This is a genomic window from Stappia sp. 28M-7 (genome assembly GCF_014252955.1).
Lineage (GTDB): Bacteria > Pseudomonadota > Alphaproteobacteria > Rhizobiales > Stappiaceae > Stappia.
Map to the genome: position 1 here is coordinate 1137356 of NZ_JACMIA010000001.1, position 26476 is coordinate 1163831.

Sequence of the window (26476 nt, forward strand, 5' to 3'; positions counted from 1 at the left end):
GCCCAGAGGGACAATGCAGCGTTTCGCCGCCCTGCTGGACAGGCTGTCCTTCGAGCCGCGCCGGTCCGCCAAACTCGCTTTGATGACGGAGTATTTCCGTAGCGAGAACGACCCGGCGCGGGGGCTGGCGCTTGCTGCGCTGACCGGCGGTCTCGGCTTTCGCCACGCCAAGCCGGCGATGCTGCGGGCGCTGGTCGCGGAGCGGGTCGATCCGCACCTGTTCGAACTCTCCTACGACTTCGTCGGAGATCTGTCCGAGACGATCGCGCTGATCTGGCCGGCTGACGCGAGCGGGGAGGCGGCCGCGCCGGACCTGCCCGAGGTGGTGGAGCGGCTGCAGCAGGCAGGGCGCGGAGAGGCGCCCAGCATGATCGCGGGGTGGCTCGACACACTCGACGAGACCGGCCGCTGGGCTCTGCTGAAGCTGGTCACCGGAGGCCTGCGCGTCGGCGTCTCCGCGCGCCTTGCCAAGACCGCGGTCGCCGCACTCGGCACACTGCAGCCGGATGATATCGAACAGGTCTGGCACGGGATGTCGCCGCCCTATGACGGGCTGTTCGCCTGGGCGCTGGGCGAGGGCGAGCAGCCGCAAACCGACGATCCGGTACCGTTTCGCCCGGCCATGCTGGCGCATCCGCTGGAAGCGCGCGACATGGAGGTTCTGGACACGGCCGACTTTGCGGCCGAGTGGAAATGGGACGGCATCCGCGTGCAGGCCGCCGTGTCGACGGGGCGTGACGGACGGCTGCGCCGGCGGCTCTACAGCCGGACGGGAGACGACATATCGGGCGCTTTTCCCGATCTGGTGGAGACGCTCGACTTTGACGCGTCCCTCGACGGCGAGTTGCTGGTGGTGATCGACGGCAAGGTGCAGAGCTTCAACGCCCTGCAGCAGCGCCTCAATCGCAAGACCGTCCCGGCCAAGATGATGCGCGAGCTGCCGGCGGCGATCCGCGCCTACGACCTGCTGGCGCTGGGCGGCGAGGACCTGCGCGAGCGCCCCTTTCGCGAGCGCCGGGCGAAGCTGGAGGACTTTCTCAAGGCGCTCGATCATCCGCGTATCGACCTGTCGCCGCTGGTGCCCTCGCCGGATTGGGCGGCGCTGGCCCGCGCGCGCGAGGCGCCTGCCGATCATCACGAGGGCGAGGACGCGGCGGCCATCGAAGGCCTGATGCTGAAGCGCTGGGACGCGCCCTATGTGCCCGGCCGGCCCAAGGGCCAGTGGTACAAGTGGAAGCGTGATCCCTACCGTGTCGATGCCGTGCTGATGTATGCCCAGCGCGGTCATGGCAAGCGGTCCTCCTACTATTCCGACTACACGTTCGGCGTCTGGAGGGAGGGTCAGGAGGGGACCGAACTCGTGCCCGTCGGCAAGGCCTATTTCGGTTTCACCGACGAGGAGCTGCTGGAGATCGACCGCTTCGTGCGCCAGAACACGATCAACCGTTTCGGCCCGGTGCGCGAAGTCCGCCACGAACCGCAAATCGGACTGGTGATCGAGGTCGCCTTCGAGGGGCTCAACCGCTCGACGCGGCACAAATCCGGGGTCGCCATGCGCTTTCCTCGCGTCGCCCGGCTGCGCTGGGACAAGCCGCCGGCGGAGGCGGACCGGATAGAGGCGCTGCTGGCGTTGCTACCGCAGGATGAGGCCGCGGCCTTGCGGTGATATTCGCGTGCGGCTGCCCGAGGTCACTTGATTGCCGGGCCGTCCCGTCGCAGGGTGCCTCGCGACGATTACCGAGCGAGGTCCGCACTGCATGCAACGTGTCATCGACTACTACTACACCCACGCGTCCCCCTGGGCCTATCTGGGCCATGCCGCCTTCCTGCAAATGGCGGACGAGCAGGGCTACGCCGTGCGCTTCCGCCCGGTATCGCTGGCAGCCGTATTCCCGGAGACCGGCGGCCTGCCGCTGGCCCGGCGCCATCCGGTGCGTCAGGCCTATCGCCTCATCGAGTTGCAGCGCTGGCGTGCGCACCGCAAGGTGCCGCTGACGCTCCAGCCCGCGTATTTTCCGGTAAACCCGGACCTCGCCGACAGGATCGCTCTGGCGCTGGCCATCGATGGCGGCCCGGTGGCAGCCTACACACAGGCGGTGTTCGAGGCCTTGTGGGTGAACGAACAGGATATCGCCGATGAGGCGGTGCATGTCGCGATCCTGACGGGCCTGGGCCTCGATCCGGCCGCGGTGATCGCCCATGCCGGCGAGAAGGCCATTGTCGAGCGCTACGAAGAGCATCAGTCGGAAGCGATTGCCGGCGGCGTGTTCGGCTCGCCGAGCTATGTGCTCAATGGCGAGGTGTTCTGGGGGCAGGACCGGCTGGCGCTGCTGGAAGAGGCTCTGGCGAGCGGGCGTCCGCCCTACGAGCAGCCGTAGGGCCAGACGGCCCGCTGCCGTGCTTTTGCCATGCCGGAGCGCCATGATGGCGCCCGGCCCTGACCTTCGGAGAGCGACATGAAGCGGATAGCGATTTGCCTTGCCCTGATCGGCGCGATGGCGCCGGTTTCCGGGCTGGCCCAGACCGGGGCACAATCGGGCGACCGGCCCGACGCGGATCCCGAGCGCTATGTACTGTCGCCCGCCGGAGAGAGCTTCCTGCGCCTCGACCGCCAGACCGGCCGCATCTCTCAGTGCCTCAAGCGCGACGAGACCTGGCGCTGCGTGCTGGTGCCGGACGTCCAGATCGTTCTGGAGGAAGAGGTCGCCCGGCTGTCCGAGGAAGTGGCCAGCTTGCGCGCGGAAAACCGCAGGCTGGCAGCAAAGGCCGGCGAGCCGCCGGCGGCCGAGGAGCGCGCGCCCGCTGCCCCCAAGGGCGGCGAGCGGCACAGCCTGACGCCGGAGGAGGAAAAGGAAATCGATCGCGCGATGGACTTTACCGAGAAGGCGATGCGCCGCTTCTTCGGCATGATGAGAACGTTGCGCCAGGAGTATGACAGCTTCGCCGAGTAGGGCGCCCCGCTCGGGGGCACCCGCCGTCAGATGGCGAAAGCGGCAAGGCTTCAGTGCTTCATCGCGGCCTTGATGATGGCGCTGCGAACATCCTCTTCCAGCTTCGTCGCCTTGCGGGTCTTCAGGTTCATCGCCAGTGCCGTAACGTCGCAGATTGCCGCCAGCCGCAGGGTGCGCGCCTCGAACAGGTAGTGGCGGAACGAGAAGGTCGAGGTCGAAGCCCCGGTCAGTCCGCTCATCGTCACCGCCGGATCGCCCATTTTCAGCGGGCTGGCCCACACGAGCTTCATCTCAACAGCAACCCGTCCAAGGTCGCGCGCCTCCAGCCAGCTTTCGGTCATCGGCGTGCGGTTCCACAGGTGCGGGGCCGCCTCGCTGAAGCAGCCGACGGCGAAGCCGTCCTCCGCCCGTCCATCCGGCCCGGCGTGGCGCGGCAGAACGGTCGCCCTGTGGGTGATGGCAGCCCCCGCCGTCTCGATCTGGCGTGCCGTGATCGACAGGGTCTCGGGCGTCGTCGGCAGGCTGCGCGGCAGCGCGGCGTCCGGCATCGGTGCGGCTGCATCCTCGAAGCGGCGGCGCAGCTCGCGTGCCACCTGATCCGACGGGGCATACCCATCCACGGCGGTGGCCGCGATGGCTCCGTCGATGGTGCGCCGCAGCTGATGCACGACCGTCAGCATATACGGGCCGTCGAAGGCGATGTGGCTGGTCATCACCAGCGTGTCGCCGGAATAAAGCTCTGCGTGATAGCGGATGTGGCGGGCGCGGCGGACGCCGGCAACCGCGTCGCTCAGGCCGGTGAGCAGCCGAAACTGGCGGTCGGCCTCGTCGAAGCGCGACAGGTAGAACTGGACGTTGAGATGGTCGTTCTCATCGCATTCCCAGCAATTGACGAAAGACAGCAATGTCTCGAAGGCGGGCATGGTCGGCGTCTCGGTGGCTTTATGATGGGAGGGGGCCGGACAGGGAAGTGGGTCAGGCGGCGGCCAGGCTGCGGTTCAGGAAAGCGTCGATAGCCCGGTTGCTGGCCCGGGCGATCTCGAGGTCGAAATGCTGGAAGACGTGGCACCCGCCGGGATGGACAGCAATCTCGGCGGCGTTGCCGGCAGCCACCCAGCGGGCTTGCATGAAAAGCGTATCGTCGAGCAACGGATCGGCACTGCCGACAACGAAATGTGCCGGCACCAGCCCGCGCAGGTCGGCAAGCAGCGGCGAGATGTCGGGATCGGCCGCGTCATGGCCGTGCGACAGATAGTGACGCACGAACATCTTCAGGTCGCGGGTGTTAAGCACCAGCTTGTCGCTGCCCCAGTTGCGCGCACTCGGGGTCAGCCGGAGATCGAAGCAGCCGCAGGTGAAGACGGCGGCGCCGAAGCGCGAGGGCAGGTCCGTGCGCCCGCGCAAGCGCAGCAGCACCGAGGCTGCGAGATTGGCGCCCGCCGATTCGCCGCCGATGGCGAAGCGATTGCCGCCGAACAACTTTTCGCCCTCGCTCAACAGCCAGGCAGCTGCCGCTTCGCAATCGTCGGGACCTTGCGGATAGGGATGCTCGGGCGCAAGCCGGTAGTCGCAGGAGATGGCCGTCAGGCCGGTCGCCTCCGCAAGCTCGGCAAGGCGCGGATCCTGCTCGTCGGCCGCGCCCAGCGTCCAGCCGCCGCCATGCAGGTGCAGGTAGGCACCGGTGGAGGGGCGCGTCCTGGGAGCAAGGATGCGCAGGCGCACGTCGCCATGAGGCCCCGCCACGGTGAGCTCGCGTGCGTCGGCGGAGCGGGGCGCGAGCGGGAAGGGGCCGAGCCCCTGCGCGCGCCTTTCGCGCACCACGGACGGAGGGTAGGACCACTGGTCCGGCAACAGGGTCAGTCGCCGCAACAGCTCCTTGTTGAAGGCCTGTGTTTCCGCGGAAGCCGAACCGAAGGGCGTGTGTGAAGATTCGTCTTCGGCCATGTCGCCGGGGGCCTCGTCTGCCAGTCGTGCCTGAAGGGAAGATACTCCGGGACAAGGCTAGTCGTATGACAACCTCCTGCCAAGCCCCAACCCGTTAAACTGATTGATCTATCGGCAAAAAGTCGCCTCGCGTCGGGGCAGGCGCGGTCTGCGCGTCTTGCGTGCACGGTCGCCCGGCGGCATACTTCGCCGCCGTGGCGAGGCGGATGGAACCATGCGGCAGAGCTATCGCAACCCGATCTTCGAGACTTGGACCTTCGAGGACGACGGCCTGGACCTGCGCCAGCGCATGGGCCGGCTGATGGTCGCGACCTCCGGCCAGCGCTTCTATGGCATCGGCCGCAGCCTTGGCGGATGGCTTGCCGAGCAGAATGCCCGCGATGGCGAGCTTTCCGTATTCCTCCGGCACACCTCGGCGTCGCTGACGATCCAGGAAAACGCCGACCCGGACGTGCAGGCGGACTTGCTCGATGCACTGGCGCGGCTTGCCCCGGAGGATGCCGGCTGGCGCCATCGCTCGGAAGGGCCGGACGACATGCCGGCGCATGTGAAGACGATGCTGACGGGTGTCAGCCTGCGCGTGCCTGTGGTGGCCGGACGGCTCGATCTCGGCACTTGGCAGGAAATCTACCTGGTGGAGCATCGGCGCGAGGCCCAGCAGCGCAGCCTGACGCTGCGCTATCTGGGCACCTGAGCATCAGCCTCCGGCCTTGAGATCGTCCGCGAACCTGCGGCAAGCCTCGACGAGAGCGGCGACGATGCCCGGCTCGCTTGCCGCATGGCCCGCATCCTCGATGATCTTCAGCTCAGCCTCCGGCCAGGCCGCCGCAAGATCGACAGCGTTCTTTGCCGGCGTGACCACGTCGTGCCGGCCGTGCACGATCACCGCCGGGATGTGGCGGATCCGCCCGATATTGCGCAGCAACTCGTCGTCATGGGTGAAGAAGCCGCCATTGACGAAATAGTGCGTCTCGATGCGCGCGAAGGCATGGGCGTAGTGCGGGTCGGAGAAGGAGGCCTCGCGCGCCGGGTCGCGCAGCACCGAGAGGGTGGAACCCTCCCACCGCGCCCAGCGTGTCGCCGCCTCGAACTGCATCGCCTCGTCCGGGCCGGTCAGGCGCCGGTGATAGGCGGAGATCATGTCGCTGCGCTCGTCTTCCGGGATCAGGTCGAGGAACGGGGCGAAAAGGTCGGGATAGAGCCAGCTGGCGCCTTCCTGGTAGAACCACAACAGCTCGGCCCGCCGCAGCAGGAAGATGCCGCGCAGGATGAGCGAGGTGACGCGCTCGGGGTGGGTCTGCGCATAGGCGAGCGCGAGCGTCGACCCCCAGGACCCGCCGAACACCTGCCACCGGTCGACGCCCATGTGCTCGCGCAGCTTCTCGATATCGCCGACCAGATCCCAGGTGGTGTTCTCGCGCAGCTCCGAATGCGGCGTGGAGCGGCCGCAGCCGCGCTGGTCGAACAGCACGATCCGGTAGCGTTCGGGATCGTGGAACCGGCGCAGGATCTCGCCCGCGCCCCCGCCCGGTCCGCCATGCAGCATCACCGCGGGGATGCCCTGCGGATTGCCGCATTCCTCGAAGTAGATCGTGTGCAGGTCGCTGACCGCGAGCTGTCCGGTGCGGTACGGCTCGATCAGTGGGAAAAGCGCGTCTGTCATGGTCGGTTCCCTCTAGCGCGGGAGCGTGTGTCGCGCGCACGGTAACCCGAAGTGCCGTGCCTGTCGCCTGTCCGCTGGGGGGCGGTCGCAATGTCCCCGGACTGCGTTTCTGCAGGGCCGTGACGGCTCAGGACGCTCCGTCGATCATCACCGGCTTGCCGGCAGGCTTGCGGATCTCCTCGACCATCGCCTGCACATGGCGCGAGGGCGCGCGAGTGACCAGGCTGACGAGGATGGCAACGGCAAAGCCGAGCGGCACGCCGAAGATCGCCGCGGAGGTGTTGCGGATGCCGTACCACTCGGCCATGCCGCCATACTGGGTCATCACCAGATAGGCGAGGGTCAGGCCGAACCCGGCCAGCATGCCGCAGACGGCACCTGCCGCCGTGCAGCGCTTCCACCAGATGCCCAGCACCAGCGCCGGGAAGAAGCCGGATGCGGCGAGGGAAAAGGCCCAGGCCACCATCGACAGGATGTCGGACGGCCGGCTCGATGCGACGACAGCCGCTACTGCCGCGGTTGCAAGCAGGAAGAGGCGCGCGACCAGCAGGCGCCGGCTCGCCGGAGCGCGGCTGTCGAGCGTGCGGTAGTAGACGTCATGCCCCAGCGCATTGGCGACGGCCAGCAGCAGGCCGTTGGCCGTCGATAGGGTCGCTGCAAGACCACCGGCCGCGACCAGCCCGGCGATCACGTAAGGGAGGCCCGCGATCTCCGGCAGGGCGAGTACTATGACGTCGCGATCGATGGACAGATCCGAAAGGCGTAGGACGCCGGCGTTTTCCGGCACGGCAGCGCAGGCCTCGCGTACTGCCTCGGCGGAACCGGCCGCCTTGCCGCAGATCTCGACCAGTCCGAGCCGGCCGTAGGTGTAGATCCAGTCGGGCAGCGCCTGCAGGCTGGCGCCGATGACGTTCTGGTAGACTTCCAGCTTGGCGAAGGCGGCATAGGCCGGAACGGTGGCGTAGAGCAGCAGGACGAAGAACAGCGTCCAGCCGGCCGAACGACGCGCATCGCGCACGCTGGAGGTAGTCAGGAAGCGCATCAGAAGGTGCGGCAGCGACGCGGTGCCGATGATCAGGCAGACGATCAGCGCCGTGAAGTTCAGCGGATCGAGCGCTTCTCCGGGAACGAGGTGCCGGACGAGCGTTTCGGGATCGGCAAGGCCGGAGGCGAGCATCTGCTGCTCCAGCGCCGCGATCTGCTCCAGCGCCTCGCCATAGGCGAACTGGGCGAGCGGCATGCCGAAATGCTGCGCCGACAGGATCGCCACCGGCAGCATGAAGGCGACGATCAGAACCAGATACTGGGCGACCTGCGTCCAGGTGACCGAGCGCATGCCGCCGAGCAGGGAGCAGAAAAGCACCGTCCCGAGCCCGACATAGACGGCGGTGCCGAAGGGAATGCCGAGGAAGCGCGAGGCGATGAGGCCGGTGGCATAGAACTGTGCCACCACATAGGTGAAGGAGCAGGCGAAGAGCACGATCGCCCCGGTCAGCCGGGCGGCATGGCCGCCGAACCGCGCGGCCAGGAAATCGGGCAGGGTGAAAGCGCCGAACTTGCGCAGATACGGCGCGATGAGCACGGCGACGAGCACGAAGCCGCCGGTCCAGCCGAGCAGATAGGCGAGCCCGTCGAAGCCGAGCATGTAGAGCGTTCCGGCAAGGCCGATGAAGGACGCGCCGCTCAACCAGTCGGCAGCCGTCGCCATGCCGTTGAAGACGCCCGGCACCTGCCGCCCGGCGACATAGTAGTCGGTGACATGGACCGTGCGGCTGGCGATGCCGATGCCGGCATAAAGGACCAGCGTTGCTGCCACGAACAAATAGCCCAGGACCTGCTGGGGCACGCCGATCTGCTCGAGGATGACAAGGCCTGCGATAAAGGCGGCGAGGAGGCCCGCGACAGTGCCGTAAAGCTGGCCCGCGCGGCCCGCGACCTTGTCCTTCCTCATCGCAGCTCTTCTCCTGAATCGAACGGTTCGGGCTCGGCAACGCCGGCTTCGCGGTCGAGGCGCTCCTGGCGGCGGATGAACCAGACGGTCAGCAGCAGGAAGGCAACCAGAGAGCCCTGCGCGGCCATGTAGTAGCCGAGCGGGAAGCCGGCGAAGCGGGTGCCGTTGAGCTGGCCGGCGAACAGAGGCACGACCACGGCGAAAACCGCCAGAATAGCGATGGTCGCGATGGCGAGGCCGACCGTGCGGCGCCAGCGTCGCGCCTGCGGGGTGTCGCCCTGCTTTGCGTCAAGGGTCATCCAAGTCCTCCGGCATGCCTGGCCGAGCCATCGATCTGGTTATGCGATTCGCTCGATGGTCAGTATGCCCCGTGTGGCCAGCTTGCACGATCCTTGCCCGTTCCCGTAAGAGCTTGCCGGTCACCGCCTGCAAGCCGCCGCTTGATGCCGGACGGGCCTGTAGCGATAATGCCGCGGATTGCCGGTCTGCCGGGGGCACCGGCTTGGGGGGAGCGAAGCCGCGATCTCGCAAGAGAAGAAGCGACGTCCCTTGGGGTTCTGGGAGGGGCCTGCGAGGGAAGCGCGCGATCGATCGCGGTCAGCGTCGAAGGAGGGAACCGGCGTGCCTGACAGCGCGACGTATCATTTCGTTGTGGCGGACGATCATCCGTTGTTTCGCGGCGCTCTGCGCCAGACGATCGAACGTCTCTATCCGGGGGCGGGCATCGTCGAGGTCGGGACGCTCGAGGATGCGGCCGCCGAACTGGAGCGCCACGGCGAGGTCGACCTGCTCTTGCTCGATCTTTCGATGCCGGGCATGCGCGGCTTTTCCGGGTTGATGTACCTGCGGGCCCAGTATCAGAGCGTGCCGGTGGTGATCGTGTCGGCGAGCGAGGATGTGGGAACGATCCGCCGCTGCATGGAGCTGGGCGCTTCCGGCTTCATCCCGAAGTCGCTCGGCATCGAGGTCATTCGCGAGGCCGTGTCCCAGGTGATGGCCGGCGGCAGCTGGACCCCGCCCGATGTCGACCTGGGCGAGGCCGATGGCGATGCAAGCGCCATGGCTCAGCGGCTTGCAACGCTCACGCCGCAACAGGTGCGGGTGCTGATGATGCTGTCGGAAGGTCTGCTCAACAAGCAGATTGCCTATGAGCTCAGCGTTTCCGAGGCGACCGTGAAGGCGCATGTCTCGGCGATCCTGCAAAAGCTCGGCGTTGAAAGCCGCACGCAGGCGGTCATCGCCGCCGCCAAGATCGAGCAGGGGCAGTGGCTGACAGCGGAGGCGCGCTGAGCTATTCGGGCTGGCCGCCGGACGCGGGAACCGGTACGGCGCGCGCCTCGACCGGCGGATAGCCGAGCCCGCCGCGCTGGCCGAACCGGCCCTGGTGGCAGGCGCTGCAGGCGGAGATCACGTCCATCACCATGGGCGAACCGTTCGGCGCAACAGCCATGTAGAACCAGTCGTCGGTCTGCGGCGAGCGGCCCGGCTCGACCTTCTCCATCAGGAACAGCGGGCCTGGCTGGGCGCGTCCCCGCTCGTCGACGGAAAAGGACTCCGCCGCGATCAGTGTACCGACCGGCATCGTCACGTCGCTGTCGCTGAAGCGCAGGTAGTCCCGCGCACCCGCCGCGTTGACATAGGTGAGGAGATGGCGTCCGCCATGGGCGGGGGAAAACGCCGGATTGCGGCTCGCACGCTCCCAGAGCCGGAAGCTGTCGACATAGTCGCCCGGGATCCACCGCTTATCGCCCTGCCGGTAGCCGTCCAGGAGCGCATCCTTGAGGCAGTCGTAGACGGCGCTTGCCTCGTCTGCCGAAAGACCGGTGCCAGGCTTTGACGCGATACAGCCGGAGGCCTGTGCAGCGGAGGTAACAAGGAGCAGGGCAAGCGTGGCACCCGCCATTGGCAGCAGTCGTCTCATTTTCGTCTCTCTGGCCCGTCCCGGCGATGCGATCCGGCATCCGGCATGTTTGCGCGAGCGTGACGAGCCGGACCCTGCAAACAGGGCGGCTTCATGGCAGGAGAAGCGTTTACACGCAGGCTTGAGCGCGTGTCGTGATGCGGATCACTCCGCCGCGGCGGCGCTGCCGCTGCGCACACGGGAGAGATAGGCCCGGAGCGCTGCCGGTTTCACCGGCTTGTTGAGAATCTCGATCTCCTTGGCCGCAGCTTCCGCACGCACCCCCTGGCTGCGGTCGGCGGTGACGAGCAGCGCCGGGATTTCGATGCCGAAGCGCCAGCGCAGCTGAACCACGGCCTCCACGCCGGTTCCCTCGTCCAGATGATAGTCGGCGATCAGCACGTCGGGCCGTTCGCCCGCCTCGAAGGTCTTGCGCGCCGCTTCGAGCGGGTCCAGCGCCGTCGTCACCTTGCAGCCCCAGCCGGTCAGCAGCACCCGCATGCCGTCGAGGATCTGAGGTTCGTTGTCGATGGCCAGCACATGCAGGCCCTTGAGCGGCGCATCGTGCGGTGCCGCCGGCGCTGGCGCGACGAGGGCCGGCACGGAGGCGGCCATCGGCAGTTCGATGGCAAAGCGCGAGCCGCGCCCCGTGCGCGATTCCAGCGTGACCGGATGGTCGAGCACCCGCGCGATGCGCTCGACGATCGACAGTCCGAGGCCGAGGCCGCGCGCCTCGCGGGCGCCGTCGTCCAGCCGGTGGAACTCCATGAAGATCAGCTTCTGCTTCGATTGCGGAATGCCGATGCCGGTGTCGAACACCTCCATCACCACCTTGCCGCGGCGGCGCCTGACCCCCACCAGCACCCGGCCGCTGCGCGTGTATTTGATCGCGTTGGAGATGAGGTTCTGCAGCAGCCGGCGCAGCAGGCGGCGGTCGGAGCGCACACTGAGGCTGGTCGGCAGGATTGCGAGGCGCAGGTTCTTTTCCTCCGCCACCGGCTCGAACTCGGTGCGCAGCGGATTGAGGATCTCTTCCAGCCGGAAGACGGTGATTTCCGGTTTCAGCGCGCCGGTGTCGAGGCGGGAAATGTCGAGCACCGCGCCGATGATCTCCTCCACCGATTCCAGCGAGGCGCCGACATTCTGCACCAGATGCTTCAGCTCGCCTTCCGTGAAGCGCTCGGTCAGGCTGGAGGCATAGAGCCGGGCGGCATTGAGCGGCTGCAGGATGTCATGGCCGGCGGCGGCCAGGAAGCGGGTCTTGCCGATATTCGCCTCTTCCGCCAGCGCCTTGGCGTCGGTCAGCTCCTCGTTGACGCGGGTGAGCTCCAGCGTGCGCTCGCGCACCCGGCGCTCCAGCGTCTCGTTGGCCCGCGCCAGCGCCTCCTCGCCGAGCACCCGCTCGGTGATGTCGGTATAGGTCGTGACGATGCCCCCGTCCGGCATCGGGCTGGTCCGCACCTCCAGGACGAGGCCGCTGCCGGCCATGTGCTCCTGAAAGGTCTCGTGACGCACCACCAGCTTGTCCAGGCGGTCGCCGACGATCACCTCCACCGGATCGGCGCCCAGTTCCCCGCGTTTTGCATTGAACCGGATGATGGCATCAAGCGGCGTTCCGACCTGGCCGTACTCGGCCGGCAGGCCGAGCAACTCGCGGAACTGCCGGTTCCAGCAGATCAGCCTGAGGTCTCGGTCGAAGACCGAAATGCCCTGGCGCACTTGGTCGAGCGCGGTCTGCAGCAGGTCGCGGTTGTACTGGATCGCGACCGTGGCGTCGTCCAGCAGCTTCAGCGCGCCCTTGCCGCTGGGGTCGCGGCGCTTGACCAGCAGCGACAGAACCAGCCGCGACGAGGCGGCGCCGATGGCGCTGGCCAGCAGCTGCTCGGAAAAGCGCAGGATCTGGGCATCCGCGGTGGCGCTCGGGTCGAAGTCGCGCCCGCGCTCGCGGGCAAAGCTCTGGAACGAGCGGTCGGTGCGCTCCTCGCCGAGATAGCGCGCGATGGTCGACTTGAGGTCGCCGACGGTCACCGAGGTTCGCCAAAGGCGCAGGCCCGGCGTCGGCGACAGCTCGGACGGCACGAAGATATTGGCCTGCAGCCGTTCCACGGGCTCGGGCACGCGAGACAGCGAGAACATGATGTAGGCGCTGATATTGGCAGCAAGGCTCCAGAAGACGCCGTGAGTGAGCGGATCGAAGGCGAGCGAGAACAGCGCCTGGGGCCGCAACAGCCAGATGCCGAAGGGGCCGTTCTCGATCAGCGTGATCGGGATCAGGCCCGATTGCGCGAAGGTCGGCAGCAGCAGGGTGTAGACCCAGATGGCGAAGCCGATCAGCATGCCGGCGATGGCGCCGCGCGCCGTGCCGCGCCGCCAGACGAGGCCACCGAAAAAGGCCGGGGCGAATTGCGCGATGGCGGCGAAGGACAGCAGGCCGATGGAGGTGAGCGCCGCCGTGTCCCCGGCCGCCCGGTAATACGCATAGGCGAGCAGCAGCGTGACGAAGATGGCCGCCCGCCGCGTCAGCAGCAGGATCCGGCTCATGTCCTCGCCATGGGAGGCGATGATCGCATCCTCGCTGGAGCGGCGCAGCACCAGCGGCATCACCAGATCGTTCGAGATCATGATGGCAAGGGCGACGCTGGCCACGATCACCATGGCGGTGGCCGCCGACAGTCCGCCGATGAAGGCGACGAGCGCAAGCCATGGGTGATTGGCGGCCAGCGGCAGGGCGAGCACATAGGAGTCCGGGTTGATCGCCGGATCCAGCATGATCATGCCTGCCGCCGCGATCGGGACGACGAACAGGTTGATCGCCACCAGATACATCGGGAACAGCCAGGTCGCGCGCCGCAGCTCTGCGCCCGAATTGTTCTCCGTTACCGTGACGTGGAACTGGCGCGGCAGCAGGATGACGGCGATGCCCGACAGCAGCGTCATCACCACCCAGTTGCCGCCCGATAGCTCGCCGGCCATGGCGTTGACGACCCTGGGTTCCGCGGCCATGGCGGCGAACAGGTCGCCCGGACCGTTGTAGAGCGAGTAGGTGACCCAGATGCCGACGGTGAGGAAGGCCACAAGCTTGACCACCGCTTCCGCGGCGATGGCCAGCATCAGCCCTTCCTGGTGCTCCGTCGCATCGATATGGCGGGTACCGAAGGCCCAGGCGAAGATCACCATGCCGATGGCGATCATCAAGGTGATGTCGTCGAAGAAGGGCAGGCCGGTCTCGCCGGGCTTGAGGTCGAGATGCGAGATCAGCGTCGTGACCGAGAGCGAGACTGCCTTCAGCTGCAGCGCGATATAGGGGACGATGCCGACGACGGCGATGATCGCGACGACCGCGGCCACCGGCTGGCTCTTGCCGTAGCGCGCGCCGATGAAGTCGGCGACCGAGGTGATGCGCTCGCTCTTGGATAGGCGAATGATCCGCCGCAGCAGGGGATAGCCGAGGGCGAAGACCAGGATCGGCCCGATATAGATCGTCAGGAACTCCAGCCCGCTATGCGTTGCCGTGCCGACGGAGCCGAAAAAGGTCCAGGACGTGCAGTAGACCGAGATCGACAGCGCATAGATCAGCGGCCGGCCATGGCCGGACGCGGTGAAGCGCGCCTTGCGGTCGCCGTAGCTGGCAATGGCGAACAGCAGAAGCACGTAGCCGAGCGCCGCGACGACGACGACCCACCCTTCGACCATGCGTTGCGTTCCTCCCGACCCTGATGCGGAGATCGGACCATGTTTGCCGGCTCCTGTCCATTCGACGCTTGGCGATAAGGGGGTGGTGCGAAAGGGGAATAGGGAGATTCCCGGATGCGCCGGCCCGTGCTAAACCCGAAGCTGCAACCAGACACGCCCCGGTCACCGACCGCGGTGCCGGCAGCCACGGGATGGAGCCAGCATGCTGAAGGAATTCAAGGAGTTTGCCGTCAAGGGCAACATGGTCGACATGGCCGTCGGCATTGTCATCGGCGCAGCTTTCAGCGCCATCGTATCCTCGCTCGTCGACGACGTGATCATGCCTCCCATCGGCCTGCTGATCGGCGGCGTCGATTTCTCCCAGCTCTTCCTGGTGCTGAGCGAGGGCACGGCGCCCGGGCCCTATCTCACCGTCGAGGCGGCAACGGCCGCCGGCGCGGTGACCTGGAACATCGGCCTGTTCATCAATGCGGTGATCAAGTTCCTGATCATCGCCTTCGCGCTGTTCGTAGTGGTCAAGGGGATCAACCGGCTGCGCAACGAGAAGCCGGCCGCGCCTCCCGCACCGCCCGCGCCCAGCCGCGAGGAAGTGCTGCTGGCCGAGATTCGCGATTTGCTGAAGACGCGCTGAGGCGCGTCCCGCCCGAACGAACGACAGGCAGGGCCCGCCAACGGGGACAAGACCCCGGCGGGCCTCGCAATCCCCCCTTTGCCAACAGAGACAGATCCTCCCATGATCGATGTGATGTCCGCGCTGCGGCCGGAGGCGCGCCAGGCGCCCGAAAGCGGCATTGTCGAGGTCGTGAATTTCGCGCGCGAGCGCTCCGACCTGATCCCGCTCTGGGTCGGGGAGGGCGACCTGTCGACGCCGGACTTCATCCGCGCAGCGGCCGAGGCGTCGCTGGAAAAGGGCGAGACCTTCTACACCTATCAGCGCGGCATCCCGGACCTGCGTGAGGCGCTGGCGCGCTATCACCTGCGCCATTTCGGCCGCGACTGGGGCGCGGAGCGCTATTTCGTCACCGGCTCGGGCATGCAGGCGATCCAGCTTGCGGTCCAGGCGATCGCCGGTGCCGGCGACGAGGTGATCTATCCTTCGCCTGCCTGGCCGAATTTCCCTGCCGCCATCGGCATCATGGGCGCGCAGGCCATTCCGGTGCCGCTCGATTTCTCGCCCAACGGCTGGACGCTCGATCTCGACCGCCTGTTTGCCGCCGTGACCCCGCGCACCCGGGCCATCTACCTGAATTCGCCGTCCAACCCGACCGGCTGGATGGCCGACCGGGAGACGCTGGCGGCAATCCTCGATGAAGCCCGCCGGCGGGGACTTTGGATCGTCGCCGACGAGGTCTACAGCCGCTTCGTTGAGGGAGAGACGGCCCGCGCGCCTTCCTTCATGGATGTGGCCGAGCCGGACGACCTGATCCTGTACGTCAACACCTTTTCGAAGAACTGGGCGATGACCGGCTGGCGCATCGGCTGGCTTTCGGCCCCGCCCGCGCTCGGGCAGGTGATCGAGAACCTGATCCAGTATTCGACCTCGGGTGTTGCGCAGTTCATGCAGCGCGCTGCCGTTGCCGCGCTCGATGAGGGAGAGGCGTTCATGGCGCTGCAGCGCAGCCGGGCGAGCGCCGGGCGCGCCATCATCGAAGGACGCCTGGCGGCCACCGGCCGGATCCGCTATGCGCCGCCGCAAGGTGCCTTCTACCTGTTCTTCGGTGTCGAGGGCTTTTCCGACAGCCGTGAACTGGCCAAGCGGATCGTCGCGGAGACGGGCGTCGGGCTTGCGCCCGGCAGTGCTTTCGGCGAGGCCGGAGAGGGGTTCCTGCGCCTGTGTTTCGCCCGTTCCGCGGAGCATCTGGAGACGGCAGCGCAGCGCCTTGCCGACTGGATAGCGCGTTGACGAAGCACGCGAGTCTAAGTTACGGATTTTTGCGTAGAGGATTGGAAGCGGATACATTTTGTTCGTTTCCCGACGGCGGGTCGCTCCCCGCATCGTATCGGGCCCAAAATGCGCGAAGATCAGACCCGTAGCGTTTCAGCATTGCCCAGCGTGTCGGAGGCGCGGCTCGAAAGCGTGCTTGGTACCGCGGTCGATGGCATCGTCGTGATGGACGACCGGGCGCGCATCCTGCTGTTCAACAAGGCGTGCGAGACCCTGTTCGGCTATACGGCCGAGGAGGTCAGGGGGCGCAACGTCAAGGTGCTGATGCCCTCCGAATATGCCGAGGCGCATGACGGCTATCTGAACAATTATCTGGAAACCGGCGAGAAGCGCATCATCGGCATCGGCCGCGAGGTGCGCGGCATGCACCGCGACGGCACCGAATTCCCGATCGAGCTTTCGGTCGGCGAGGCGGCGACGCCGGAGGGGCGCCAGTTCATCGGCATCATCCGCGACCTGCGTCAGCGAAAGGCGGTCGAGCGGCGTCTCGCGGAAGCCCAGGCGCAGCTTGTCAGCGTCACCCGCATCAGCGCGCTGGACGAGATGGGCGCGGCCATCGCGCACGAACTGAACCAGCCGCTGACGGCGATCATGCTTTACCTGCAGGCGGCCAAGCGCAAGGTCGGCGACGACAACCGCGACGGCAAGCTGGTCGAGATTGTCGACAAGGGCGTGCGCGAGGCCGAGCGGGCCAGCCAGATCATCCAGCGGATGCGGAGGTTCGTGGAAAAGCGTGATCCCGAGCGGCGTTCGGTCAATGTGGCGCGGCTTGTCGGCGAGTGTCTCGAGCTGGTGACCATGGGCACCGACTGCCGCGACATCGAGATCGTCAACGACGTCCATGACAGTTTGCCGGACATCGCCGTCGATCCTGTGCAGATCCAGCAGATCCTGATCAATCTGATCCGCAATGCGCTCGACGCGGTGCGCCAGGCTCCGGTAAAGCGTGTCGGGCTGACTGCGGCGGTAAGCGGCGAGGATATGCTGATCCGTATCACCGATTCAGGTGGCGGAGTTCCGCCGGAAGTCGTACCGACATTGTTCAGAGCATTCTCGGGCGCGAAGAAGGGCGGCCTTGGCCTTGGCCTCACGATCTCCCGTTCGATCGCGCAGAATCATGGCGGCGATCTCGCCGTCGAACCCAACGGTGGGGAAGGGGGAGCTGCCTTCGTGCTGCGCCTGCCGGTCGACACGCCCGAGCGTGCCGACCAGGCGGCCGCGCCCCCTGGCAGAAAAGGACCGACGGCATGAGCGCGACCGCGCATCTGATCCACATCGTCGATGACGACCCGGCAATTCGTGACGCTTTGACCGTCGTCTTCGAGCTGGAAGGCTATGACGTCGACTCGTTCGAGACCGGCGAAGCTTTCCTGGAGCGGGCCGCACGACCGGACAAGCTGCCGGGATGCGTCATCCTCGATGTGCATATGCCGGGTCAGTCGGGCATCGAGATCCTGCGCCGCCTTCATGCCGATCGGTTTGCCGCGCCGGTTTTCGTCATTTCCGGTCAGGGCGATATCCCGATGGCCGTAGAGGCGATCAAGCAGGGCGCCCACGATTTCATCGAAAAGCCCTTCGACGCAGAAACCGTGGTGACGCGGGTGCGCGAGGCCATCGAGGCGAGCGAGCGCAAGAACGTCGAGAGCGTCACCCCGCCGGCCCGCAGTTTCCCGGGCAGCGAGACGCTGACCCCGCGCGAGCGTGAAGTGCTGGAGGAAATCACCGCCGGTGCCTCCAACAAGGAGGCGGGACGCACGCTGGGGATCAGCCCGCGCACCATCGAGGTGCACCGCGCCCGCATCATGGAAAAACTCGGCGCGCGCAACGCCGCCGACCTGGTCCGTATCGTCCTCTCGCACGAATAGAGGTCCGGCCCCGCACGCGGCGCTTCCGTATTCCGCCGTAGTTTCGTCGCCGCCCCAAGGGTCTATAGTCGCGCGACTGCGGCCCATGGGGGACGCGCTTCGGGGCTGCCAGGGCGGCGGGATTAAGACGGTGACTATCCATATCGTCGAAGACGATCCGGGAGTGGGCGATTCGCTTGCCCTGCTGCTTGGGGAAATCGGGCATCAGGTCGAGGTGTATCCTGACGCCGAGAGTTTCTTCGAGCATGTGCCTCCCGGGTCTCAGGATATTGTGATCGTTGACCTCGGCCTGCCGGGAGTGAGCGGGGTCCAGCTTATCCGCTGGGTCGCCCGTCTGACGTCGCCTCCGCGTGTCATCGCCATCACCGGCCAGTCGCGCCGCGCCATCGCAGAGCTGTTCGGCGATGATCTGCCGCCTGTACTTTTACGCAAGCCACTGACCGAAGAAGCTCTCGTCGCGCTTTTGTAAAGTTGCCGAGGCGCTTGTTTTTGTGCGCGCTGATGCGTTGTTTTGCCACGCTAGGTAATAGGTCGTACGAAGACCACCGAATTTCGGTCCCCCAACTTCGCTTCTAGACTTTGCGGCGTTGACGGAGAGGCGCATCGGACGGGATGCGGCTCCGGTTCGCAGGGCCAGGGGCCCGCGGCCGATTTTCATCCGCCAATGCCGAATTGGCAGGAGGAGGGGGCAATGGCCTACCTGGAACGTACGTCCGAGACGATGGGGCATGGAGCGGTCGCGGCGCGCAGCACGCGCGAAGCCGTGGAGACCCCGCAGGCGCGCACCCAGCGCCATGACCAGCATCACGTGATCTTCTACGAGGGCGATGCCGCCGAGCGGATCTACGAGCTGCAGGACGGCATCATCATGCTCTACAAGCTCCTGCCCGACGGGCGTCGCCAGGTCGTGGAGATCCTGACCCGCGGCATGATCTTCGGGACCGCCGGCGGACCGCGCTATGACGTCTCCGCCGAGACGCTGACGCCCGTGCGCCTTCTGGTCCACGAGCGCCGCGAGGTCGATGCCTCCGCCGTTCTTCAGGGCCACGTCGCCAGGTGCCTGATGGCCCAGATGGAAGGCCTGCACGAGCACGCCATGCTGCTCGGCCGCAAGTCGGCGATGGAGCGTGTCGCCAGCTACTTCATGCGCATGGTGCCGAACCGCGGCGGCGAGGGCTGCGCGGGTCCGGCTTCCGATACCTGCGACCCGCACAATCTGGTGCTGAACATGACCCGCCAGGAGATCGCCGACTATCTTGGCCTCACCATCGAGACCGTAAGCCGGGTGATTTCCGAACTGAAGCGGCGCGGTGTGATCCGTCTGGAGCGTCAGGACCGTATTCATGTGACGCGCGTCTGCGGTCTCTGCCAGCTGACGGGCATTCACTGAGCTGCGGTTTGCCGGCGGGAAATGGTCCCGCCGCCAGGCATTCCCTTTACTTCTGCATCAACCTTCCGACCCCGGGCCATATCGGTCCGGGGTTTCTTTTTGCCCTTGCTGCCTCACACGGCAACGGAATGGCGGGCAACGCCGCGTTGCAGATAGATGTCGAAGGCGGCGGCTGCGATACGTGCATAGGGGGCCCCGCGCGGGGTGACCTCGATCCGGCTGCCGTCCATCGTCACGAGCCCGTCGCCGATCATCTCGGCAAGGTCGGCAATGCTGGCGGAAAAATGCGCCAGCGGCAGCCCGTGGGCGGCGGCGATGGCGCCGACGTCGGCCGCGTGCTCCGTCATCAGCTGTTCGATGATCTCGGCCCGTGCCCGGTCGTCGGCATCCAGTGCGATGCCGCGCGCGACCGGCAGCAAGCCGTCGCTGATCGCCCGGCTCCAGCCGCCGGTATCGGGCATGTTCTGCACATAGCCCTGCGGCAGCTTGCCGATGGAGGAGGCACCGAACCCGATCAGCGTGTCGGCCGTGTCGGTCGTATAGCCCTGGAAGTTGCGCCGCAGCCGCCCGGCATCGAGCGCCAGCGCCATGTCGTCATCCGGCATGGCGAAATGATCGAGGCCGATGGCCCGGTAGCCGGCATCCAGCAGCTTCTCGCGCGCATGGTCCGCCATGGCGATCCGCTCGGCCGCATTGGGCAGCCGGCTTTCATCGATCAGCCGCTGGTGCTTCTTCATCCAGGGCACATGGGCATAGCCGAACAGGGCGATGCGTCCGGGCGCGAGCGCCTGCGTCAACCGGATTGTCTCGGTTATCGTTTCCAGCGTCTGGAAGGGCAGGCCGTACATCAGGTCGAAATTGAGCGCATCGATGCCAACGGCACGCAGCCGCTCCACCGCCTGCGCCACCTGCTCGTAGGGCTGCACCCGGCCGATGGCCTTCTGCACCACCGGATCGAAATCCTGCACGCCGAGGCTCGCACGGGTGATCCCGGCCTCGCGCAGCGTCTCGGCAAGGTCCGGTGTCACCGTGCGCGGATCCAGCTCGATGGCATGTTCATGCGCAGGCGAGAAGGAGAAGTGCTTGTGCAGCCGCTCGACCACGGACAGGAATTGCGGCCGCGGCAGGAGGCTCGGTGTGCCCCCGCCCCAGTGGATGTGCACCGCCTGCATGCGGTCCGGCAGCCTGGCCGCGACCAGGTCGATTTCTGCCAGCAGCGCATCCGTATAGTCGAGCAGCGGCTCGTCGCGGCGCGCCGCCTTGGTGTGGCAGCCGCAATAGTTGCAGATCACCCGGCAATAGGGGACGTGCAGGTAGAGCGAGAGCGGCTCATCTGCGGGCAGTCCCGCCAGCCAGTTGCCATAGGTCGCCCCTGTCACGCCAGCATGGAAATGCGGCGCAGTCGGGTAGCTGGTGTAGCGCGGCACGGAGCGTGTCGCATAGCGTTGGTCGAGATCGGTCATGAGGCGAGAATGCCTACTTTGCCGATCACGAACCTTGATCCTGCTCAACCTCCGCAAAATCAGCCGCTGCATAGCAGATCCCCGTAAAATGCATGGCAGATCGCCGCTTTTCTTGATCTATTGCCTTGGCAACCCACCTCTTTCCGGCCCTTTGGGGGCTTCGGCGGATCTTCATGCCCTCACTCAGGCAAGCTCTTTTGACGCTGGCGATCGGTGCCCTCGGCGGCGGTGTGTTCCAGTTGGCCGGGCTGCCTGCGGCCTGGCTCGCGGGAGCAATGGTCGCGACGGCCATCGCGGTCCTGTCCGGTGTCTCCTGTGCGATTCCCGACCGCTTGCGCGACATGCTGTTCGTCGTGCTCGGCCTGACCATGGGCGCGGGCGTCACGCCGGAGACGGTGGAGCGGATCGGCGAATGGCCAGTCACCATGCTGCTGGTGCTGGTCTCGGTCGCCGCCGTGCTCGGCGCGACCTTCCTGTTCCAGCGCAAGGTTGCCGGCTGGGACCGCGACACCGCCTATTTCGCTGCGATACCTGGCGCCTTGTCCTACGTGATGATCCTGTCGCTGTCCTATCCGCGCGCGGACACGATGCGGGTGGCCGTGGCCCAGACGCTGCGGGTGTTCATTCTGGTCTCCCTGCTGCCGCCGATCATCGCCGGCAGCGAGCCGGAGGTCGTCGCAGTGGTTCCGGCCGTGCCGATCGAACTCCTGCCGCTGGCTCTCGTCGCCGCGGCCGGGCTTGTCTCGGGCTACCTGTTCCAGCGCGCCGGCGTTCCCGCCGGATGGCTCACCGGCCCCTTCTTCGTCAGCGCCGCTCTCAATGCCAGCGGCATCGTCGCGGTCCACTTGCCCGAATGGCTGACGATCCCCGCCCTTGTCGGGCTCGGCTGCATTATCGGTTGCCGGTTCACCAACATTTCGCTGCGCGACATGCTGCGGCTTCTTCTGGTCAGTCTGGGGGCCTTTGCCGTGGGCATGAGCATCGCCGTGGCGATCTCGCTGTTCGCCTCGAGCCTGCTCGGCCTGCCGCTCGGACAGCTGCTGCTGGCCTATGCGCCGGGCGGGCTGGAGGCGATGACGCTGCTCGCCTACCTGCTCGACCTCGACCCGGCTTTCGTTGCCGCGCACCAGCTAGCCCGTTATTTCGGGATGGTTCTGCTTCTTCCCTTCGCGACCCGGCAAATCCTGGGGCCGCCCAAACGGGTGGTCTGACGCCGTCAGCCGCTCGCCGGGCACTCTTCGGCCAGCAGCGCGTAGACGAACTCGTCGCCCCATCGCCCGTCGTGCCGGTCGTTCTGCCGGAAATGCGCTTCGCGCCTCAGCCCGAGCCGCTCGGCCACCTTCACCGAGCCGTGGTTCTGCGCGTCGATCCGCGCGAAGATCCGGTGAAAGCCGATGTTCTCGAAACCGGCCCGCAGCACCTCGCCGGCCGCTTCCGTCGCATAGCCCGCTCCCGCGTGGGCAGGATCGAAGATATAGCCGAGCTCGCCCTGCAGCGCGGCGGTGCTTGCGACCTTCAGAAGAACTTCGCCGAGCACGCAGCCGTCCTGGCTGCGCTCCACCGCCAGCGTCATCGTCGCTCCGTCCTTCGACAGATCCGGCTGCTGTGCCCCTTCGAACTGCTGCCGCAGCTCATCTGCCTCCGGCGGGAAGCTGTAGAGGAAGCGGTAAACGTCGCTGCGCCCGTGATAGGCGGCATAGGCATCGTAGTCGCGGTCTTCGAAAGGTCTCAGGATCAGGCGGGCGGTGCGAAGGGGAAGCGAAGGCAGGGAAAGCGTCATTGCAACCTGGGGTGAATCAGGGGGGAGGGCGCGTGTAAAGGCGAGTCGGAAGCGGGGAAGTGGGGAGCGCGATCGCACTCTTCAAGAGCGCCAGGCTGTGGGGAAGTCGCGAAAAGGCGCCTGAAGGCCGGTTAAACTCAGAAAAAGCCAAAACAAATCGTCGCAGCCGTGCTTTTGCGGATGTTCCCGACCGCGCTTTGCCGCAAGCTGTCTTGACCTGGATCAAGGCGTCGAACAGCCGATCGGCCATACCTGCGCCTTGACCCTGCGGGGTTTGGATCACCAAGAGACTCGGGGCGCCCACCAATGGCTCAAGCTCAAGCCAAGTACATTACGATGGAGGAAGGCTTCTTCGCCGTATTCCTCGTCGTGATCGCCTTCGCCTGCCTCATCATCGCCGGTAAGACGTATGATCAGGTCATGGCTTTTCACACCGCTATCGGCTCGCTCGCTGCGGCTGCCGGCGCCTTCATCATCTTCCGGAACTATTTCGAGGACCGGGTCCCGGCGCCGCAGGAAATCGACGGCAAGCCGAACTACAACCTGGGTCCGATCAAGTTCGGCGCCTGGGCGGCCGTGTTCTGGGGCGTCGCCGGCTTCACGGTCGGCCTGATCATCGCCCTGCAGCTCGCCTATCCGGCGCTGAACTTCGACCTGCCCTGGACGAGTTTCGGCCGGCTGCGCCCGCTGCACACTTCGGCCGTGATCTTCGCCTTCGGCGGCAACGTGCTGCTCGCCACGTCCTTCTACGTGGTCCAGCGCACCAGCCGCGCCCGCATGCCGGGCACGATCGCTCCCTGGTTCGTCATCCTCGGATACAACCTCTTCATCGTCATCGCCGGTACGGGCTACCTGCTCGGCGCGACGCAGTCGAAGGAGTATGCGGAGCCGGAGTGGTACGCCGATCTGTGGCTGACCATCGTCTGGGTGGCGTATCTCCTCGTCTTCCTCGGCACGCTGTGGAAGCGCAAGGAGCCGCACATCTACGTGGCGAACTGGTTCTACCTCGCCTTCATCATCACCATCGCGATGCTGCACATCATCAACAACCTGACGGTGCCGGTATCGGTGTTCGGGACCAAGTCCTACATCCTGTGGGCGGGCGTTCAGGACGCGATGGTGCAGTGGTGGTACGGCCATAACGCGGTCGGCTTCTTCCTGACCGCCGGCTTCCTGGCCATCATGTACTACTTCGTGCCCAAGCGCGCCGAGCGGCCGGTCTACTCATACCGCCTGTCGATCGTGCACTTCTGGGCGCTGATCTTCCTGTACATCTGGGCCGGTCCCCACCACCTCCACTACACGGCTCTGCCGCAGTGGGCCTCGACGCTGGGTGCCACCTTCTCGATCATCCTGTGGATGCCTTCCTGGGGCGGCATGATCAACGGCCTGATGACCCTGTCGGGTGCATGGGACAAGCTGCGGACCGATCCGGTGCTGCGCATGATGGTCGTCTCCATCGCCTTCTACGGCATGTCGACCTTCGAAGGCCCGCTGATGAGCCTGCGTTCCGTCAACTCGCTGTCGCACTACACGGACTGGACCATCGGTCACGTCCACTCGGGTGCGCTCGGCTGGGTCGGCTACATCTCCTTCGGCGCCCTCTACTGCCTGATCCCCTGGCTGTGGAACAAGAAGCAGGTCTACTCGCTGAAGCTGGTGAACTGGCACTTCTGGATCTCCACCATCGGCATCGTGCTCTACATCTGCGCGATGTGGGTGTCGGGCATCATGCAGGGCCTGATGTGGCGCGCCTATGATGCCATGGGTTTCCTCGAGTACTCGTTCATCGAGACCGTCGAAGCCATGCATCCCTTCTATGTCATCCGTGCCCTGGGCGGCGCCCTGTTCGTCGCAGGCTCGCTGATCATGGCCTACAACCTTTGGATGACCGTGCGGCATGGCGAGGCTGAAGAAGCCGAAGCCCTTCCCGCCGGCGCCATGGCTCCGGCCGAGTAAGGGGAGAGCAAAATGTCCCTTTGGAACAAACACGAAATCTTCGAGAAGCACTCCCTGATTCTCGTCATCGGCATCCTGATCGTGGTCTCCATCGGCGGCCTGGTCGAGATCGCCCCGCTCTTCTACCTGAAGAGCACGATCGAGAAGGTGGAGGGCATGCGTCCCTACACCCCGCTGGAACTGGCGGGCCGCAACATCTACATCCGCGAGGGCTGCTATCTCTGCCACTCGCAGATGGTGCGCCCGATGCGCGACGAACTGGAGCGTTACGGCCACTTCAGCCTGGCGGCCGAGAGCATGTATGACCACCCCTTCCAGTGGGGCTCCAAGCGTACCGGTCCGGACCTTGCCCGCGTCGGCGGAAAGTACTCCGACGAGTGGCATCGCGACCACCTGGCCGATCCGCGCTCGGTGGTGCCGGAATCGATCATGCCCGGCTATCCGTTCCTGCTCGAGGCGAAGGTGGAGACCCGCGGCATCGCGGATCACCTGAAGGCGAACCGTGCCGTCGGCGTTCCCTATGACGAGACCCAGGTCTCCGAGGCCGCCGCCGACATGATCGCCCAGGCTTCGCCCGACAGTGCGGCCGTGGACGGGTTCCTGGAGCGCTATCCGAACGCGATCGTCCGCGATTTCGACGGCGATCCGAGCAAGGTGACGGAGATGGACGCGCTGGTCGCCTATCTCCAGATGCTCGGCACGCTGGTCGACTTCTCGATCTACGACAACAAGGCCAACCTGCGCTGAGGAGGCGGTGATGAACGAGAGTTACGAGGCCGCCGCCAGCTTCGCCCAGACGTGGGGACTGGTCTATTTCGTGGTGCTTTTCGCAGGCGTGGTCGCCTATGCGCTCTGGCCGAGAAACGCCAAGCGCTTCGACGACGCGGCACAGATCCCCTTGCGGGAGGATTGAGACATGGCTGACGGGTACAAGAAGGAGGTCGACCACATCTCCGGCGTCGAGACGACCGGACACGAGTGGGACGGCCTGAAGGAACTGAACAATCCGCTGCCGAAGTGGTGGCTCTACATCTTCTACGCCACGATCGTGTGGTCCATCGGCTACTGGGTGGTCTATCCGTCCTGGCCGCTGGTCTCCAGCTACACGGCCGGCGTTCTCGGCGACAGCCAGCGCGCCAATGCGCTGGCCGCGTACGAGGCCGGGATGGCGGAGCGGGCGCAGATCGGCGAGACGCTGGTCAATGCCTCGCTCGAGGAGATCGAGTCCACCCAGTCGCTGCTGGAGTTCGCCATGGCCAACGGCCGTGCCGCCTTCGGCGACAACTGCGCCGCCTGCCACGGCACCGGCGCGCTGGGTGCGACCGGCTATCCGAACCTGCAGGACGACAACTGGATCTGGGGCGGCTCGCTGGAGGAAATCCACCAGACGCTGCAATACGGCATCCGCTCGGGTCATGACGAGACGCGCATGGGCGACATGCCCTCCTTCGGCGCCGACGGCATGCTCGACAAGGAGCAGATCACCCAGGTGGCAAACTTCGTCGGCAGCCGTGCGGGCCTCGAGCCGGAAGCGGGCGTCGACCTTGCCGCCGGCGAGCAGGTCTATGTCGAGAACTGCGCCGCCTGTCACGGCGACGACCTGAAGGGGATGAAGGAGGTCGGTGCTCCCAATCTGACCGCCAACAACTACCTCTATGGCAAGTCGGTCGACGCGATCCGCGCGCAGGTGACCAACGCCCGCAACAGCGTCATGCCGGCCTGGGCCCCGCGCCTCGATCCGGCGACGGTGAAGTCGCTGGCGGTCTACGTCCACGCCCTGGGCGGCGGCAATTGATCCGCTGACCGACCGGAAGACACACGGAAAGGCGCCCTTCGGGGCGCCTTTTTTCGTTTACGACGCGGATTCAGCGCTTTTCTGCCTCCGGCGGGTTGCACCTGCCTTGCATCTTTGCCCAACATGGCGGGTGTCCCGCTACCACAGTCGCTGTCAGGCGGGACGACGGGGTGGGGG

Annotated in this window: 25 protein-coding genes; 16 read left to right on the forward strand and 9 right to left on the reverse strand. The window is 66.4% G+C overall.

Going from position 1 to position 26476, the window contains the following annotated elements; all coding sequences use genetic code 11:
* The first annotated feature begins 13 nt into the window (after positions 1–13).
* From H7H34_RS05155 to H7H34_RS05165, 3 genes are all read left to right on the forward strand, one after another.
* The gene (locus H7H34_RS05155) at positions 14–1666 is read left to right on the forward strand and encodes a cisplatin damage response ATP-dependent DNA ligase (protein WP_185924462.1); all 1653 of its coding nucleotides are present in this window, start codon (positions 14–16) and stop codon (positions 1664–1666) included.
* Between the two features lie 91 nt (positions 1667–1757).
* On the forward strand, positions 1758–2378 hold the full coding sequence (locus H7H34_RS05160; protein ID WP_120268838.1) for a 2-hydroxychromene-2-carboxylate isomerase: 621 nt from the start codon (positions 1758–1760) through the stop codon (positions 2376–2378).
* Positions 2379–2456: 78 nt separating this feature from the next.
* Positions 2457–2951 carry a hypothetical protein gene (locus H7H34_RS05165; RefSeq protein WP_158592681.1) on the forward strand — a complete coding sequence of 165 codons (495 nt, stop codon included), beginning with the start codon at positions 2457–2459 and terminating at the stop codon, positions 2949–2951.
* Between the two features lie 50 nt (positions 2952–3001).
* Here the strand turns inward: H7H34_RS05165 and H7H34_RS05170 are convergent, their stop codons facing one another.
* Together H7H34_RS05170 and H7H34_RS05175 are read right to left on the reverse strand one after the other, a co-directional pair.
* Positions 3002–3874: an acyl-CoA thioesterase gene (locus H7H34_RS05170; protein WP_120268839.1), complete on the reverse strand. Its 873-nt coding sequence runs from the start codon at positions 3872–3874 to the stop codon at positions 3002–3004.
* Positions 3875–3926: 52 nt separating this feature from the next.
* Positions 3927–4895, reverse strand: a complete 969-nt coding sequence (locus tag H7H34_RS05175) for an alpha/beta hydrolase (RefSeq protein ID WP_185924463.1) — start codon at positions 4893–4895, stop codon at positions 3927–3929.
* Between the two features lie 214 nt (positions 4896–5109).
* Between H7H34_RS05175 and H7H34_RS05180 the strand changes: the two genes are divergently transcribed.
* Positions 5110–5589, forward strand: a complete 480-nt coding sequence (locus tag H7H34_RS05180; RefSeq protein ID WP_371811359.1) for a secondary thiamine-phosphate synthase enzyme YjbQ — start codon at positions 5110–5112, stop codon at positions 5587–5589.
* Positions 5590–5592: 3 nt separating this feature from the next.
* Here the strand turns inward: H7H34_RS05180 and pip are convergent, their stop codons facing one another.
* From pip to H7H34_RS05195, 3 genes are all read right to left on the reverse strand, one after another.
* The gene (pip, locus tag H7H34_RS05185; RefSeq protein WP_185924464.1) at positions 5593–6558 is read right to left on the reverse strand and encodes a prolyl aminopeptidase; all 966 of its coding nucleotides are present in this window, start codon (positions 6556–6558) and stop codon (positions 5593–5595) included.
* 127 nt (positions 6559–6685) lie between these two features.
* Positions 6686–8509, reverse strand: coding sequence for a sodium:solute symporter family protein (locus tag H7H34_RS05190; RefSeq protein ID WP_185924465.1), 1824 nt, complete (start codon positions 8507–8509; stop codon positions 6686–6688).
* Positions 8506–8808 carry a DUF4212 domain-containing protein gene (locus H7H34_RS05195; protein WP_185924466.1) on the reverse strand — a complete coding sequence of 101 codons (303 nt, stop codon included), beginning with the start codon at positions 8806–8808 and terminating at the stop codon, positions 8506–8508. Before H7H34_RS05195 ends, H7H34_RS05190 begins: the two co-directional genes overlap by 4 nt.
* Before the next feature lie 322 nt (positions 8809–9130).
* Between H7H34_RS05195 and H7H34_RS05200 the strand changes: the two genes are divergently transcribed.
* The gene (locus H7H34_RS05200; RefSeq protein WP_120268844.1) at positions 9131–9799 is read left to right on the forward strand and encodes a response regulator transcription factor; all 669 of its coding nucleotides are present in this window, start codon (positions 9131–9133) and stop codon (positions 9797–9799) included.
* 1 nt (position 9800) lies between these two features.
* Here the strand turns inward: H7H34_RS05200 and H7H34_RS05205 are convergent, their stop codons facing one another.
* A complete protein-coding gene (locus tag H7H34_RS05205) occupies positions 9801–10430 on the reverse strand; it encodes a hypothetical protein (protein WP_185924467.1) in 630 nt (209 codons plus the stop codon).
* A gap of 144 nt (positions 10431–10574) precedes the next feature.
* Positions 10575–14102 carry a PAS domain-containing hybrid sensor histidine kinase/response regulator gene (locus H7H34_RS05210; protein ID WP_185924468.1) on the reverse strand — a complete coding sequence of 1176 codons (3528 nt, stop codon included), beginning with the start codon at positions 14100–14102 and terminating at the stop codon, positions 10575–10577.
* A 202-nt stretch (positions 14103–14304) separates the two neighbouring features.
* On the opposite strand from H7H34_RS05210, the gene mscL reads away from it, so the two are divergent.
* The 6 genes from mscL (at position 14305) to H7H34_RS05240 (ending at position 19302) form a co-directional block, all read left to right on the forward strand.
* Positions 14305–14733 carry a large-conductance mechanosensitive channel protein MscL gene (gene mscL, locus H7H34_RS05215; RefSeq protein ID WP_120268847.1) on the forward strand — a complete coding sequence of 143 codons (429 nt, stop codon included), beginning with the start codon at positions 14305–14307 and terminating at the stop codon, positions 14731–14733.
* 105 nt (positions 14734–14838) lie between these two features.
* Entirely contained in the window at positions 14839–16005 is a 1167-nt protein-coding gene (locus H7H34_RS05220; protein ID WP_185926448.1) for a pyridoxal phosphate-dependent aminotransferase, read from the forward strand.
* A gap of 108 nt (positions 16006–16113) precedes the next feature.
* On the forward strand, positions 16114–17298 hold the full coding sequence (locus H7H34_RS05225) for a two-component system sensor histidine kinase NtrB (RefSeq protein WP_120268848.1): 1185 nt from the start codon (positions 16114–16116) through the stop codon (positions 17296–17298).
* On the forward strand, positions 17295–17912 hold the full coding sequence (locus H7H34_RS05230; RefSeq protein WP_120268849.1) for a response regulator transcription factor: 618 nt from the start codon (positions 17295–17297) through the stop codon (positions 17910–17912). The genes H7H34_RS05225 and H7H34_RS05230 overlap by 4 nt, the downstream gene beginning before the upstream one ends.
* Positions 17913–18042: 130 nt before the next feature.
* On the forward strand, positions 18043–18381 hold the full coding sequence (locus H7H34_RS05235) for a response regulator (protein ID WP_208996693.1): 339 nt from the start codon (positions 18043–18045) through the stop codon (positions 18379–18381).
* Between the two features lie 222 nt (positions 18382–18603).
* Complete coding sequence (locus H7H34_RS05240) at positions 18604–19302, forward strand: Crp/Fnr family transcriptional regulator (protein WP_120268850.1); 699 nt, start codon at positions 18604–18606, stop codon at positions 19300–19302.
* 113 nt (positions 19303–19415) lie between these two features.
* On the opposite strand, the gene hemN is transcribed toward H7H34_RS05240, so the two are convergent.
* Positions 19416–20765 (reverse strand): oxygen-independent coproporphyrinogen III oxidase, encoded by a 1350-nt coding sequence (gene hemN, locus H7H34_RS05245; protein WP_185924470.1) that lies wholly within the window; start codon positions 20763–20765, stop codon positions 19416–19418.
* A gap of 173 nt (positions 20766–20938) precedes the next feature.
* Between hemN and H7H34_RS05250 the strand changes: the two genes are divergently transcribed.
* Positions 20939–21976, forward strand: coding sequence for an AbrB family transcriptional regulator (locus tag H7H34_RS05250; protein ID WP_185924471.1), 1038 nt, complete (start codon positions 20939–20941; stop codon positions 21974–21976).
* Between the two features lie 5 nt (positions 21977–21981).
* On the opposite strand, the gene H7H34_RS05255 is transcribed toward H7H34_RS05250, so the two are convergent.
* Positions 21982–22545, reverse strand: a complete 564-nt coding sequence (locus H7H34_RS05255; protein ID WP_185924472.1) for a GNAT family N-acetyltransferase — start codon at positions 22543–22545, stop codon at positions 21982–21984.
* Between the two features lie 306 nt (positions 22546–22851).
* Here H7H34_RS05255 and ccoN point away from each other — a divergent pair, with 306 nt between their 5' ends.
* The 4 genes from ccoN to ccoP are packed head-to-tail and all read left to right on the forward strand — an operon-like array spanning position 22852 to position 26299.
* The gene (gene ccoN, locus H7H34_RS05260; protein ID WP_120268854.1) at positions 22852–24504 is read left to right on the forward strand and encodes a cytochrome-c oxidase, cbb3-type subunit I; all 1653 of its coding nucleotides are present in this window, start codon (positions 22852–22854) and stop codon (positions 24502–24504) included.
* Between the two features lie 12 nt (positions 24505–24516).
* The gene (gene ccoO, locus H7H34_RS05265) at positions 24517–25251 is read left to right on the forward strand and encodes a cytochrome-c oxidase, cbb3-type subunit II (protein WP_120268855.1); all 735 of its coding nucleotides are present in this window, start codon (positions 24517–24519) and stop codon (positions 25249–25251) included.
* A 10-nt stretch (positions 25252–25261) separates the two neighbouring features.
* Complete coding sequence (locus tag H7H34_RS05270) at positions 25262–25417, forward strand: cbb3-type cytochrome c oxidase subunit 3 (RefSeq protein ID WP_067221152.1); 156 nt, start codon at positions 25262–25264, stop codon at positions 25415–25417.
* 3 nt (positions 25418–25420) lie between these two features.
* A complete protein-coding gene (ccoP, locus tag H7H34_RS05275) occupies positions 25421–26299 on the forward strand; it encodes a cytochrome-c oxidase, cbb3-type subunit III (protein ID WP_120268856.1) in 879 nt (292 codons plus the stop codon).
* The last annotated feature ends 177 nt before the right edge of the window (positions 26300–26476 follow it).